Genomic DNA, 14,460 nt, shown 5'->3' on the forward strand with positions numbered 1-14,460 from the left:
TTATGATATTGGTTCTGCGTATAAATCAAATTCGGTAGCGTCTGTTATTTTTAAATTCACAAAATCACCTGTTTTTAAATAGTATTTAGAAGCATCTACCAAAACTTCATTATCTACATCTGGACTATCAAATTCGGTTCTTCCAATGAAATATTGTCCTTCTTTTCTATCAATTACACATTTGAATGTTTGTCCAATTTTCTCCTGATTCAAATCCCAAGAAATTTGCGATTGTAAATCCATGATTTCAGCGGCACGTGCTTGTTTTACTTCTTGAGGAACATCGTCAACTAAAGCAAAAGCTCCTGTGTTTTCTTCATGTGAATAGGTAAAACAACCTAATCGCTCAAACTTCATTTCTTGAACCCAATCACGTAGGATTTCAAAATCTTTTTGAGTCTCTCCCGGATAACCCACAATTAAAGTCGTTCTAATTGTCATTCCTGGGACGCGTTCTCTAAATTCTTGTAATAATTTTGTTGTTTTTTCTTTTGTCGTTCCACGTTTCATAGATTTTAAAATGTCATCTGAAATGTGTTGCAAAGGAATATCAATATAATTACAAATTTTTGGTTCGCGCTTCATCAAATCTAAAACGTCCATTGGGAAACCACTAGGGAAAGCATAATGTAAACGAATCCATTCTATACCTTCCACTTTAGCTAAGTTTTCTAGTAATTCGGCAAGATTACGTTTTTTGTATAAATCTAATCCGTAATAAGTTAAATCTTGAGCAATTAAGATTAATTCTTTTACACCGTTTTTGGCTAAACCTTCAGCTTCTTTTACCAATTTTTCAATAGGTTGCGAAACGTGTTTTCCTCTCATTAAAGGAATCGCACAAAAACTACAAGGTCTATCGCAACCTTCTGCAATTTTTAAATAGGCGTAATTTTTTGGAGTCGTTGTTAAACGTTCTCCTAATAATTCGTGTTTATAATCCGCACCTAATGCTTTCAATAAAAGTGGTAATTCTGTAGTGCCAAAATATTGGTCAACATCAGGAATTTCTTTCTCTAAATCAGGTCTGTATCTTTCAGATAAACATCCGGTAACGAATACTTTATCTACTAAACCTTGTTCTTTTTTATCAACATATTCCAAAATCGTATTTACCGATTCTTCCTTTGCATTATCAATAAAACCGCATGTGTTAATTACTACGATGTTGCCCTCTTGTTCATGTGCTACATCTTTCCCATTGGCTTTTAGTTGTCCCATCAAAACCTCACTATCGTAAGTGTTTTTAGAACATCCAAGTGTAATTACATTGATTTTATTTTTCTTTAACGATTTGGTTCTCATGCTTTTAAATTTGAGGTGCAAAATTACATAAAATAATCAGTAGAAGCACCAGCGTTTGAGATTTTTTTAATGTTTTGGTCACGTTGTCCGCTATTTCCGAAATGGATGTATTTCGCTCCAATTAGGGCTAGTGGCTGAGTTTTGGGTATAAAAAACCACTTCAGTTGAAGAAGTGGTTTAATATATTGTTTTTCTTTTCTAAAAGTTTATAGAATAAGTTAATGTTACATTATTTTGAACATTTTTAATTCTTGCAGTATCTGTCATTCCAGAAGAAATTAGATTTTGATTGTAATTTCTATGTGAATTAGCATAAGATAAATCTAACTTACTTTCACCAAAATTATAACCCACACCACCAGAATAACCAGTTAAATCTCCAATAATATCTCCTGTTTCATATGGACTTTCTTCAAAACGATAACCACCTCTTAAGCTCCATTGTTTGATTTTATATTCACCACCAATTCTTATTTCGTAAGCATTTTTTAGTTCGGTGCTCATTTGAGAGTTTAAATCTCTAAAGTTGTTTTGATTGGTGTTTTTGTATTCAATATTGCTATAATCTTTGGTTGCCACATCAATACTAATAAGTCCTTTTTTATTAATTATATAAGCAGCACTACCTGTGATTTTGCTTGGGGTTCTTAATCTGTAAGTAGGGAAAACAAAAATAGGACTTCCGTAATAGCGACTTTCATCCCCAGAAGGAACATTCACATTTCCATAAGTGTATAAATCTTGAACTAATTCATCGTTTAAATTATACCATGTTGGCGATTCATAAGAAGCTCCTAATCTAAGCGATTCATTTACTTTATATATAGCACCTAAATTAAACGAGAATCCAGAACCGTAAGTGCTTAACTGATTATCAAAAACTATATTTCTTACAGTAGGTTGTGTGCTTGGGTTTTCTGGATTATCATTATTTTCATATAAGCTCGTAGTTAATATATAATCTGTAAAATGAGCGTTAAGATTTATTCCTAAAAACAATTTGTCTTTGTAACTTGTAGCTACATTCGCAGTTAGTTTTCCGTTATATCCATTTGAAGTGGCAAAATAGTCATGATAATAATTACCACCAGGCGATACATTCGAAACATACTGATTTGGTGTTGTTGGATGAGGATCTATAATATATGTTTCGAAAGCCATATCAAACTGATAATCATTAAATGGTGTATCAGCAAAAAAGTTAGCTTGGTCAACAAAATAGTTCGAAATAGAATTAAATGGGTTTATTCCCGAAGTAAATAAACGGTTGTCAAAATTATTCGTGTTGTCGTAATTTAAGGCAACTGAAATTTTATTCCATTCAGATTTTCCGGAAGTGTCATTAAAAACTAATACAGCACCAATTTGATTTAAATCTAATGTGCTAAAATTTTCTTTGTTTTTGGTTCCAAAGTAATTAGCATTATTACTATTGTTAAAGCTTGAAATAGTAGCACTAGCAAAATTATTGTTGAAAAATAAGGAACCCGCTGGATTAATATTTATAGCGGATAAATCGCCACCAACTGCTCCAAAAGCACCACTCATTCCTCTAAAACGAGCGGTTCCATTCATGTTTTCAACAGCATATCTAAGTGCATCATTTGTAGTCATTTCTTGAGCAATTGAAAAGAATGACATGTTAAGTGCTATTACTAAAAATATCTTTTTCATATGTAAATACAATTTTAATTAACCTCTACCACCTCTAGATCCTCCACCTCCAGAACGACCTCCACCTCCTGATGAGCTGCCTCCAAAACTACCTCCTGAAGAACTTCTTGGAGTTGAATAATTGTTATTGTTGCTTCTTGGAGTTGAATAATTATTGCTTCTTGGAGTAGAACTATTGCTTCTTGGTGTAGAATAATTATTATTTCTTGTTCCGCCAGTATTGTAATTTGTATTGTTTCTTGTAGGCGTTGTAGTTGATCTTGTTCCCCCGTATTGAGTTCTTGTGGTATTTCTGGTGCCGTTAAAGTTAGGTCGAGTTGTTGAGGTTCTACCGTCAGAATATCTACCATTTCTACCTCCATTAGGATTGTAATAGTTGCTTCCGCCTCTTCTTCCACCATTATACACTACATCTCTTCCGTAGTAGCCATTCCATCCCCAATTGTTACCATAATATCCGTTCCATCCCCAATTATTTCCATACCAGTTATTCCAACCCCAGCCCCAACCTGGACCGTACCAAGAATTCCAGCCCCAGCCCCAGTTTGCTCCATACCAAGAATTCCAACCCCAGCCCATTCCCCAGCCAATGTTAGAATATCCCCAATAAGGAGAGTACCAGTTGTTCCAGCCCCAGCCGTTATCATAATAATTGATGGTTATGTCAGATGAGTTATTTCCCCATCCAGCGTAATTGTTGTTTGATTCGTTTCTGTAAACGGTTACAACAGTGTCTTTTTCTTGAGAATTATAATTGTCAACATCAGTAAAATAAGAATAATCTTCCTGCATAGCTCTAAATTGTTGAGCATATTCATTTGATTTTTCTAAATTTTGTTCAGAATATTTGTTTTCTGTCTGAGTAGTAGGTCTTTCAGAACCGTAAACTCCATCATTATCGTAATAAGATGAGTTTTGATAGGAACCACATGAAGTAGTTAATATTGCTAGTAATCCCATTAAGGAAAATGCAATATTTTTCGAATTAATTGGGTAAAAAGTTTTCATAGCTCTTTTTTTTATTGTTGGACACCTCAAATTTAACTATTTTTGCCGAACAAATTAGTTAAAATTTATACAAACAATTTTTGTGCCAAAATATATATAATGAGCAAGAACTTAACAACAAGAGCAGAAGATTATTCCAAATGGTATAACGAACTAGTCGTAAAGGCTGATTTAGCAGAGAATTCTGGAGTAAGAGGATGTATGGTAATCAAGCCATATGGCTATGCAATTTGGGAAAAAATGCAAGCCGAATTAGACAGGATGTTTAAAGAAACCGGACATAGTAATGCTTATTTCCCCTTGTTTGTGCCAAAAAGTATGTTTGAAGCAGAAGAAAAAAATGCGGAAGGATTTGCTAAGGAATGTGCTATTGTGACACATTATCGTTTGAAAAATGATGAAGAAAGACCAGGAAAATTGATGGTAGATCCGAATGCTAAGTTGGAAGAAGAATTAATTGTTCGTCCTACGAGTGAGGCAATTATTTGGTCAACATATAAAGGTTGGGTACAATCGTACAGAGATTTACCTTTACTAATTAACCAATGGGCAAATGTAGTGCGTTGGGAAATGAGAACACGTTTATTTTTAAGAACTGCTGAATTTTTATGGCAAGAAGGTCATACCGCTCACGCCACTCGTCAGGAGGCGATTGAAGAATCAGAAAAAATGATGCATGTATATGCTGATTTTGCTCAAAATTTCATGGCAATTCCGGTAATTAAAGGATTAAAAACTGAAACCGAACGTTTTGCTGGAGCTGATGAAACTTATTGTATTGAAGCGTTAATGCAAGATGGAAAAGCTTTGCAAGCGGGAACTTCGCACTTTTTAGGTCAAAATTTTGCCAAAGCTTTTGATGTAAAATTTGCTAACAAAGAAGGAAAGCAAGAACACGTTTGGGGAACTTCTTGGGGAGTTTCAACGCGTTTAATGGGAGCATTGGTAATGACGCATTCAGATGACAAAGGTTTGGTTCTACCTCCGAATTTAGCTCCAATTCAAGTGGTTATTGTTCCTATTTATAAGACAGATGAGCAATTTGATTCGATTTCAGAGCAAGTAAATGGTTTAACTGCTGAACTTCGAAAATTAGGAATTTCTGTTAAGTATGATAATAGAGATACTCAGAAACCAGGATTCAAATTTGCGGAATGGGAATTAAAAGGTGTTCCGGTACGAATTGCGGTTGGACCAAACGATTTAGAAAACTGTACTTACGAAATTGCGAGAAGAGATAATTTATCAAAAGAAGTGGTTTCTAAAGAAGGAGTAGCATCGTATATTCAAAATTTATTAGAAACTATTCAAAATGATATGTTTGCTAAAGCATTGGAATACAGAGATACTCATATAACAGAAGTGAATTCTTTCGAAGAATTTAAAGAACTGTTAGAAACTAAAGGAGGCTTTTTAGCTGCACATTGGGATGGTACTGCTGAAACAGAAGAAAAGATAAAAGAACTTACAAAAGCCACTATTAGATGTATCGCTTTAGATAGAGTAGAAGAAGCGGGAAGCTGTATGTTTACTGGTGCTCCGTCTAAAGGAAGAGTTCTTTTTGCTAAGGCATACTAAAAAAAAATAAAAATTTTTATACAAGGTCTTGCAGAAATCAAAATTAGTTGTATTTTTGCACTCGCATTACAAAATTAATGTAATGGCCCGTTCGTCTATCGGTTAGGACGCCAGGTTTTCATCCTGGTAAGAGGGGTTCGATTCCCCTACGGGCTACAAGTATTGAGGTTACAAAAGAATAGGTTAATGGCCCGTTCGTCTATCGGTTAGGACGCCAGGTTTTCATCCTGGTAAGAGGGGTTCGATTCCCCTACGGGCTACAAAATTAGTTGTAAATAAGTTTTATAAAATAATAATTGGTGTCTCGGTTATTATTTTATTAGTTAAAACCAAAGTGTTCACCTAGGCGAATGTGGGAGGTTTTTCTTTTTTAACTAGTAGTTTATAACAATTATTACAATTAAAAAAAGAACAAAATGGCAAATCATAAATCTGCTTTAAAAAGAATTAGAAGTAACGAGAAAAAAAGAGTGTTGAACAGATACCAACACAAAACTACTCGTAATGCAATCAAAGCTATTCGTTTAGCTACTGATAAAGCTGAAGCTTCTGCAAAATTATCAACTGTAATTTCTATGATTGATAAATTAGCTAAGAAAAATATCATTCATGATAATAAAGCATCTAACTTAAAATCTAAGTTAACTAAACATGTAGCTTCTTTATAGTCTACTGTTACAAATAATACTAAAGCTCTCATTATGAGGGCTTTTTTTTATGTTAAGCAATTATTATTTTCAACTAAAGTGTTGATTACTATAGTGTTTTTACAAAAATAAAGATTACCTTTGCACTTTCAAAAATAAAATAAATGACTTCTATTAGAAACATCGCAATTATTGCACACGTTGACCACGGTAAAACTACTTTGGTTGATAAAATTATGTACCACTGTCAATTGTTTCGTGAAAACGAAAACACGGGAGACTTAATCCTAGATAATAATGATTTAGAGCGTGAAAGAGGTATTACTATTACTTCTAAAAACGTTTCTGTAACTTATAAAGGAACAAAAATCAACATTATCGATACTCCTGGTCACGCCGATTTTGGTGGTGAGGTTGAGCGTGTACTTAATATGGCTGATGGTGTTTGTCTTTTAGTAGATGCATTTGAAGGTCCAATGCCTCAAACGCGTTTCGTATTACAAAAAGCAATTGACTTAGGATTAAAACCATGCGTGGTTATTAATAAAGTAGATAAAGAAAACTGTACTCCAGAAGAAGTTCATGAAAAAGTTTTCGACTTAATGTTTGAATTAGGTGCTACTGAAGCTCAGTTAGATTTCCCAACAGTTTATGGTTCGGCTAAAAATAACTGGATGTCTGATGATTTTAGAAATCAAACAGAAAACATCGAGCCTTTATTAGATATGGTTTTGGAACACGTTCCAGCTCCTAAAGTATCTGAAGGAACTCCTCAAATGTTAATTACCTCTTTAGATTTCTCTTCATTCACTGGTCGTATTGCGATTGGTCGTTTAGAAAGAGGAGTTTTAAAAGAAGGAATGCCAATATCTTTAGTAAAAAGAGATGGTAAAGTAATCAAATCAAGAATTAAAGAATTACATACTTTTGAAGGTCTTGGACGTAAAAAAGTAGACGAAGTAGTTGCTGGAGATATTTGTGCAATTATCGGAATTGAAGGATTTGAAATTGGTGATACTATCGCTGATTTTGAAAATCCAGAAGCTTTACAGACTATTGCAATTGATGAGCCTACAATGAGTATGTTGTTTACAATTAACGATTCGCCTTTCTTTGGTAAAGAGGGTAAATTTGTAACATCGCGTCACATTAGAGATCGTTTAACTAAAGAATTAGAGAAAAACTTAGCCATGAAGTTAGGTGAAACTGATTCAGCTGATAAATTCATGGTTTTTGGTCGTGGAGTTCTTCACTTATCGGTTCTTATTGAAACTATGAGAAGAGAAGGATATGAATTACAAATTGGTCAACCACAAGTAATCATTAAAGAAATTGATGGTCAAAAATGTGAGCCAATTGAAGAATTAACAATTGATTTACCAGAAAACCTTTCAGGTAGAGCAGTTGAATTCGTAACTATCCGTAAAGGAGAAATGTTATCAATGGAAGCTAAAGGTGATCGTATGATTATTAAATTTAACATTCCATCTCGTGGAATCATTGGTTTAAGAAATCAATTATTAACAGCTACTGCAGGTGAAGCAATTATGTCGCACCGTTACATTGGATACGAACCTTTCAAAGGTGCAATTCCAGGGCGTAACAATGGTTCGTTAATTTCTATGGAAAACGGAAAAGCTATTCCTTATTCTATTGATAAATTACAAGATCGTGGTAAATTCTTCGTGGAGCCAAATGCTGAGATTTATGAAGGTCAGGTAATTGGTGAAAACTCTCGTGGTGATGATATGTGTATCAACGTAACTAAGGCTAAAAAACAGTCAAACGTACGTTCATCTGGAAATGATGAAAAAGCAAGAATTATTCCACCGATTATTTTCTCATTAGAAGAAGCGTTAGAATACATTCAAAAAGATGAATATGTTGAGGTTACTCCAAAATCTATTCGTTTAAGAAAAATTTATTTAACAGAAAACGACAGAAAACGTTTTAAAGTATAATTAATATGAATCCCGATGAAAATCGGGATTTTTTAGCATAAACAAGAATGGAAATTAAATTGAAATACGGAATTGACAATTTGCTTTTTGGAATGAAAGAGCAAGATGTTACTAAAATTTTGGGTAAACCCGATACACAATATAAAGATGAAGAAGAAAACGTTGTTTTTATGTATAACGCCAGAAAACTTCGTTTGATTTTTTACAAAGAAGAAGCTTTTAGATTAGGGTATATGACAACATCTAATCCAATAGTGAAGTTATTCAATACGACTTTAATTGGAAAGAATTGGAGCGATGTTTTTCCTGTTTTAGAGAAGAACAAAGTAAAATCATTTGAAACCGATACAGTAGAAGGTATGATGAGTTACTTTAACGAAGAAAATTGGTTATTTATTCATGTTGATTATAACGAAATTGTAAAAATTGAAGTCGGTGCCGTTTTTAGTGATAAAGATGAATTTGACTGGAGATTCTAATTTAAATAAGTATAAAAAAAAGCCGCTAATTAAATTAGCGGCTTTTTTTATTATTGATTTATCTTGATTAATTCAACTTCGAAAATTAAATCGGCATTTGGTGGAATGACACCGCCAGCACCTCTTTCGCCATAAGCTAAATTAGATGGGATGTAAAATTTGTATTTAGATCCTTCATTCATTAATTGAAGACCTTCTGTCCAACCTTTAATTACTTGGTTTAAACCAAAATCGATAGTTTCACCTCTTTGTACACTGCTGTCAAATACTTTTCCGTCTAAGAACATTCCAGTGTAATGTACTTTAACATTACTGGTTGCTACTGGTTTGTTTCCAGTTCCTTCTTGTAATACAATATATTTTAAACCACTTGGAGTTGATGCTGCAGTTGCAAATTCTTTTAAAGCTTTTTCTTTAGCTTCTTTTTGTTTTTCAGCAGCTAATTTATCAGCAGCTTCTTTATTTATAAAATAATTTGCAAATACTTTTTCAGCATTGAATTTTTTTGCTTCTTTTCCAGATCTAATAATTTTTACAGATGTAATAACATCATCTTTAACTATTTTGTCAACAACTTCTTGTCCGCTTACCACATGTCCAAAAACGGTATGTTTTCCGTCTAAGTGTGGAGTTGCTTTGTGCGTAATGAAAAACTGACTTCCATTAGTTGCAGGTCCAGCATTAGCCATAGATAAAATTCCTTTTCCTGAATGTTTTAAATCAGCAACAATTTCATCATCAAATTTATAACCTGGTCCACTAGCTCCAGTTCCATCAGGGCAACCACCTTGAATCATGAAATCAGCAATTACTCGGTGAAATTTTAATCCGTCATAAAATGGTTTTCCTTTGAATTTAGCATTTGCTTTTGGATTTTTTCCTTCTGCTAAAGAAATAAAATTAGCAACCGTAATAGGTGTTTTTTTGTATTCTAATTCAACCACAATTTTACCTTTTGATGTGTTGAATTCAGCAAAAATACCATCTTGCTTTTTGTTTTGTGCTACAGCGAAAGTTATACAACTTAACGCTAGAACTGCTATTTTTAAAATATTCTTCATTTTGTAATTATTAGTTTTTTGGTTTATTTTCTAAAAGTTCTACTTCAAAAATGATATTGGCATTCGGTGGAATTACATCTCCAGCACCTTGCTCACCATAGGCTAGGTTTGAAGGAATGTAAAGCATTATTTTGTCTCCATAGTTCATCATGCCTACACCTTCATTAAATCCAGGGATAAAAGGTAAATTACCCATAGTCACAGGATAACCTGCATATCCATTTTGATTAGCTCTGTTTTGATCAAATTTTCCGTATAATTTGGCTACATCTTCATAACTCGTATCAAAAAGTTGTCCATTTTCTAAATAGCCTGCATAATGAATTACAACTTGAGTACCGTTTTCAGGTTTTTTACCAGTGCCTTTTTTGATCATTTGATAGATTAAGCCTGAAGCACTTTTTGTTCCGGTAGCTTTTAAAGTAGTAATTTCTTTGGCTTTATTTTCAATAATTTCTTTGGCTTTTTCTTCTGCTTCTTTAATTTCTTTGGCTACCGAAGAATAGTAGTTTTTGAAAATCTTTACGGCATCAAATTTCTTGGCAGCATTACCAATTCTGATAATAGTAATTTTTTCAATAACATCATCTGCTTCAATTGTATTGATTACTTCTAATCCTTCTACAACTTCTCCAAAAATAGTATGCATATTATCTAACCAAGGCGTTTCTTTATGTGTGATAAAGAATTGGCTTCCATTAGTACTTGGCCCTGCATTTGCCATTGATAAAATTCCGGCTTTTGAGTGTTTTAAATCAGGATGAAATTCATCTTTAAATTTATAGCCTGGTCCACCAGAACCATCGCCCATTGGATCACCGCCTTGAATCATAAAATCAGCAATAACGCGGTGAAATTTCAATCCGTCATAAAATGGTTTTCCTTTGAATTCTTCACTTACGAATGGGTTTTTACCTTCTGCTAAAGTCACAAAATTAGCAACCGTATTCGGAACTTTTTCAAATTCTAATTTCACAATCATGTTTCCTTTTGCGGTTTCAATATCGGCATATAAACCCTCTTTTAGGTTGTCATAGGATTTTGAACAAGAAGCAAAAAATGTAGCAATGCTTAATAATAAAATGGAAGTAATTTTCATTAGGTATTAGTTTTTAGCTTGAGTATCTACTTTAATATCGTTTAAACTTACGGTACAAATTAGAGGTTCGTTTGTGCCAATTTTTTTATCATCACCATGATAGCCATACGCCATGTGAGATGGAAATAAGAAAGTAACGGTTTCGCCTTTTTTCATTAATTTAATTCCGTCACGCAATCCCATCATTATGTTTTCTTTATCAACATAGTATACTTGTGGTTTTGTATCAGCTATTGTGTAGATAATTCTACTTTTTAAATCTTTAATTTCATAATCGAAAAAGGCAATATCGCCTCTTTTAGGAGTTGCTGTTACTTCCTCTACTTTGGTTTCGTATTTGTACCAATATCCTTTGTTTGAAGCTATGTAAGACTTAAGTGAGTCGTTTTTTATAATTTCAGCAATTAAATCTTCTTCATCTGCAATTAAAACTTTATTACGCTCAATAGATTCTTTTATGAAAGTTCCTGAAGTGTGAGAAATAGGTTTTCTCGCTTGCTGCTGTTGTGAACAACTGGCTAAGAAAATCATTGCTCCAAAAAGGAATAGGTTTTGAATTCTCATAATTATTTTTTTTCTTCTGCTAAAATAGCAATAAATTGTTGTATCGTTTCGTCTAAACTCGAAAAAGATTTACCTCCGGCAGCATTGATATGTCCGCCTCCGTTGAAATGTTTTCGAGCAAATTGATTTACATCAAAATCACCTTGTGAACGGAAAGAAATTTTGATAATTCCTTCTTCTTTGTGTTCGATAAAAATAGCTGTAAAATCGATTCCTTTGATGCTTAATCCATAATTCACAATGCCTTCTGTATCGCCTTTTTGATGTCCAAATTCGTTTAACTCATCTTGGGTTAGCGTAATATAAGTTGTTTTGTATTCGGGAAGCATTTTTAAATTCTGAAGTGCTTTTCCTAATAACAACAAGCGATTGTATGAAGAATTATCAAAAAGTAAATTATGAATTTCGCTATTGTTGATGCCTTTTTCAATTAAATCAGCAACACATTTGTGAGTAGCACTTGTTGTTTTTGGAAAACGAAAACTTCCAGAATCGGTAACAATTCCAGTATATAAACAAGTAGCTACGGTTTTGTTGATTAGATTTTCTAAGCCTAATTGGTGAATAAAATCGTATACCATTTGGCAAGTAGAACCATAAGCGGTATCCGAAAAAGTGTAGGTTGCATAACCATCGGGTGCTTGATGATGGTCAATCATTACACTTTTAGCTGTTAGTGTTTTTAACACATTTTCCATTTGGTCTCCCGTTCTGTGAAGTGCATTAAAATCTAAAGTAAAAATCAAATCCGATTTTTCTAAAATAGCTTTGCAAGTATCAAAACTTCTTTCGAAAATTAAAACCTTTTCACTTTCGGGTAACCAAGCTAAAAAATCTGGAAATTCATTTGGAGCTATTACAAGAACGTCATGTTCTAGTTGTTTAAGGATGTGATATAAACCTAAAGTAGAACCCATAGCGTCTCCGTCTGGATTTCTATGTGGTACAATTGTAATTTTTTTTGGTGTAGCTAAAATCGATTTTATAGCTTCAATTTCGTGTATTTGCATCATACTGCGAATATATTATTTTGTAAGCTATTCTGCAATTATTATGCCTAACGTTTTAATGTAAAGTGTCCTTTTACCGATTTGCCGTTAGTTAATTTGATTTCAAACCAATAATCACTTCCAGGTAGAAGATTACCATTAAAAGTTCCGTTCCAACCTTCGCTTACTCCTGAAATTTGTTTTAATAATTTACCGTAACGATCAAAAACAGTGATAATACTATTTTCTAAGTTTCGTTTATCTAAATTTTTGATGAACCAAGTATCGTTATAACCATCTCCGTTTGGTGTGAAATATTTTGGAAAATCTAAGATATAGAAAGTTTCAAAAACGATACCACAACCTTTTTTGTCTTGCACATAAACCGTGTATTCGCCTGCGTTTAGATTAGTAAAAACATTGGAATCTTGATAATTAACACCATCTAATGAATATTCATAATCACCTAAACTTGTACTTGAAATTTCAATAGTTGCTGTATTGTTTTCTTGAAAATCGTTAATATCTATGTTTTCAATTGTAGCAATTCCTGATGCAGTAACTGTAAAAGTTTTTGTTTTTGAGCAATTATTTGCATTTGTTAGTGTAACAACATAAGTTCCCGCTGCATCAACAGTTATAGTTTGGGTGGTTTGAGGTGGAGTTGTATTCCAAGTATAGCTCGAAAAACCAGTTCCAGCATTTAATGTAATGGGTTCATTTTCGCACAAACCTAATTCTTCATCGGTAATGACATCATCAAAAGTATTGATTACTAAATTTACTGGAAAATCGGTATAGCAACCTTGAACATTCATTACTCTTGCGTATATGGTTTGGTTGTATGCTATTGTGTTTGTGTAACTTGAAGGTAAAGCTGTTGTGCTTGTGGCTATTTCAAAAAATGAAACGACATAATTAGTTGGTAAGTTTGTGAAAAGTTCGTTTTTAATAGTATCTAAATTGAAAACAGTTTTCCCATCCTGATTATTATCGACATCACATAATGTAAAAGTATCTTCGTCAATAATTAAAACATCAGCATATTCAATTTTGATAGTTCCAGTAGTTTGACAAGTAGCACCATAATTAATTTCTACTAAATAATCTCCTGCCGAAGTAATATTATATGTTGCATTCGTAGCACCAGGAATTGCAATATTATTTTGAAACCATTGGTAACCTGTTGCTCCAGTTTGTGTAGAATTAACCACTAAATTTTCACCCTGACATAACGGATTCCCATTTGCTACTAAACGATCATCTCCTATATCAATTGTGAAATTAAAACTGCCTCCTCCTAAAAATATGGCTGAATCGTATCTAAAATTTCCTTCATCTGCAATTACTAATTTAATATGATACGTTTGGCCAGGAATAACATCGGATTGCGCGGTTAAAACAGTGGTTTGTCCGTTATAGTTTGTGGGATGGTTTACATCGTTGAATGCATCAAAATAGGCTGCATTTGCTGGTGGACAAATTGTACCTGGACCTCGAACGGTATTCACTTTTACAGGAGTTGTAGTTCCGGGAATAACGGCCAAGTTTTCGTATCTAAGATCGCCATTTCTCTTTAGTAAAAAGGCAAAACCATCAGTAAAATTACATTGTCCAGAAGAAGGATTAGATAAATATTGCTCAGATGAAAAAATGTAATCGAAACTAATTTTGTTTCCTAATGGAATAAAATCAAATTCTAAAATTGTGGCATTGAATGAATTACTCAAGCCTAAAGCATCGTTTAAGTCTGAATCGCCATCCCAACCCATATTCCCACCATCATCTGATAGAAAGGAATTTGGGCCTGGCGCATTATTGATTTTTCCTGTTGAAAGAATAATTCCGTTTTGAAATGGAAAGGTAGTTCCGGTTCCGTCAAAATAGCCAAAGCTTTTTTCTCCAGTAGCAAAATTTCCTCCTGAAACACTCACGTTAAATACGTTAGCGCAAGTACTGTTGATTAAAACATCTTCAACTAAATCTTGAGGTGTATATCCTTCGTTAACTAAAATATTTTGGGAATTTCCGAATTGGATTCCCAACACGAAAAGTAAGATAGAAATGGTGTTTTTTAAAGTATTCATAGCATCGG

Annotated in this window: 12 protein-coding genes and 2 tRNA genes; 6 read left to right on the forward strand and 8 right to left on the reverse strand. The window is 33.3% G+C overall.

The window, feature by feature from the left end; genetic code table 11:
• The 3 genes from rimO to C8D80_RS09900 all read right to left on the reverse strand — a co-directional run bounded on the left by rimO (nucleotide 1) and on the right by C8D80_RS09900 (nucleotide 3,987).
• Nucleotides 1-1,305: a 30S ribosomal protein S12 methylthiotransferase RimO gene (rimO, locus tag C8D80_RS09890; protein WP_133609889.1), complete on the reverse strand. Its 1,305-nt coding sequence runs from the start codon at nucleotides 1,303-1,305 to the stop codon at nucleotides 1-3.
• A 198-nt stretch (nucleotides 1,306-1,503) separates the two neighbouring features.
• Complete coding sequence (locus tag C8D80_RS09895; protein ID WP_133609891.1) at nucleotides 1,504-2,979, reverse strand: OmpP1/FadL family transporter; 1,476 nt, start codon at nucleotides 2,977-2,979, stop codon at nucleotides 1,504-1,506.
• Between the two features lie 18 nt (nucleotides 2,980-2,997).
• Nucleotides 2,998-3,987 (reverse strand): hypothetical protein, encoded by a 990-nt coding sequence (locus C8D80_RS09900; protein ID WP_133609893.1) that lies wholly within the window; start codon nucleotides 3,985-3,987, stop codon nucleotides 2,998-3,000.
• A gap of 99 nt (nucleotides 3,988-4,086) precedes the next feature.
• Between C8D80_RS09900 and proS the strand changes: the two genes are divergently transcribed.
• The 6 genes from proS (at nucleotide 4,087) to C8D80_RS09930 (ending at nucleotide 8,652) form a co-directional block, all read left to right on the forward strand.
• The gene (gene proS, locus C8D80_RS09905) at nucleotides 4,087-5,565 is read left to right on the forward strand and encodes a proline--tRNA ligase (protein WP_133609895.1); all 1,479 of its coding nucleotides are present in this window, start codon (nucleotides 4,087-4,089) and stop codon (nucleotides 5,563-5,565) included.
• An 84-nt stretch (nucleotides 5,566-5,649) separates the two neighbouring features.
• Nucleotides 5,650-5,721, forward strand: a tRNA-Glu gene (locus tag C8D80_RS09910).
• A 32-nt stretch (nucleotides 5,722-5,753) separates the two neighbouring features.
• Nucleotides 5,754-5,825: transfer RNA gene (locus tag C8D80_RS09915), tRNA-Glu, on the forward strand.
• A 156-nt stretch (nucleotides 5,826-5,981) separates the two neighbouring features.
• Complete coding sequence (gene rpsT / locus C8D80_RS09920; RefSeq protein WP_073583040.1) at nucleotides 5,982-6,233, forward strand: 30S ribosomal protein S20; 252 nt, start codon at nucleotides 5,982-5,984, stop codon at nucleotides 6,231-6,233.
• Nucleotides 6,234-6,376: 143 nt separating this feature from the next.
• On the forward strand, nucleotides 6,377-8,173 hold the full coding sequence (gene typA / locus C8D80_RS09925; protein ID WP_133609897.1) for a translational GTPase TypA: 1,797 nt from the start codon (nucleotides 6,377-6,379) through the stop codon (nucleotides 8,171-8,173).
• A gap of 47 nt (nucleotides 8,174-8,220) precedes the next feature.
• Complete coding sequence (locus C8D80_RS09930; protein WP_133609899.1) at nucleotides 8,221-8,652, forward strand: hypothetical protein; 432 nt, start codon at nucleotides 8,221-8,223, stop codon at nucleotides 8,650-8,652.
• Between the two features lie 50 nt (nucleotides 8,653-8,702).
• Here the strand turns inward: C8D80_RS09930 and C8D80_RS09935 are convergent, their stop codons facing one another.
• From C8D80_RS09935 to C8D80_RS09955, 5 genes are read right to left on the reverse strand one after another with little or no spacing between them, the layout of a single operon-like run.
• Nucleotides 8,703-9,713, reverse strand: a complete 1,011-nt coding sequence (locus tag C8D80_RS09935) for a peptidylprolyl isomerase (RefSeq protein ID WP_133609901.1) — start codon at nucleotides 9,711-9,713, stop codon at nucleotides 8,703-8,705.
• A 10-nt stretch (nucleotides 9,714-9,723) separates the two neighbouring features.
• Nucleotides 9,724-10,812, reverse strand: a complete 1,089-nt coding sequence (locus C8D80_RS09940; protein ID WP_133609903.1) for a peptidylprolyl isomerase — start codon at nucleotides 10,810-10,812, stop codon at nucleotides 9,724-9,726.
• A 6-nt stretch (nucleotides 10,813-10,818) separates the two neighbouring features.
• Entirely contained in the window at nucleotides 10,819-11,376 is a 558-nt protein-coding gene (gldI, locus tag C8D80_RS09945; RefSeq protein ID WP_133609905.1) for a gliding motility-associated peptidyl-prolyl isomerase GldI, read from the reverse strand.
• Nucleotides 11,377-11,378: 2 nt separating this feature from the next.
• Entirely contained in the window at nucleotides 11,379-12,389 is a 1,011-nt protein-coding gene (locus C8D80_RS09950; protein ID WP_133609907.1) for a DHH family phosphoesterase, read from the reverse strand.
• Between the two features lie 44 nt (nucleotides 12,390-12,433).
• Nucleotides 12,434-14,452, reverse strand: coding sequence for a T9SS type B sorting domain-containing protein (locus tag C8D80_RS09955; protein ID WP_133609910.1), 2,019 nt, complete (start codon nucleotides 14,450-14,452; stop codon nucleotides 12,434-12,436).
• Nucleotides 14,453-14,460 lie beyond the last annotated feature (8 nt).

This window comes from Flavobacterium cheniae (assembly GCF_004363695.1).
Lineage (GTDB): Bacteria > Bacteroidota > Bacteroidia > Flavobacteriales > Flavobacteriaceae > Flavobacterium > Flavobacterium cheniae.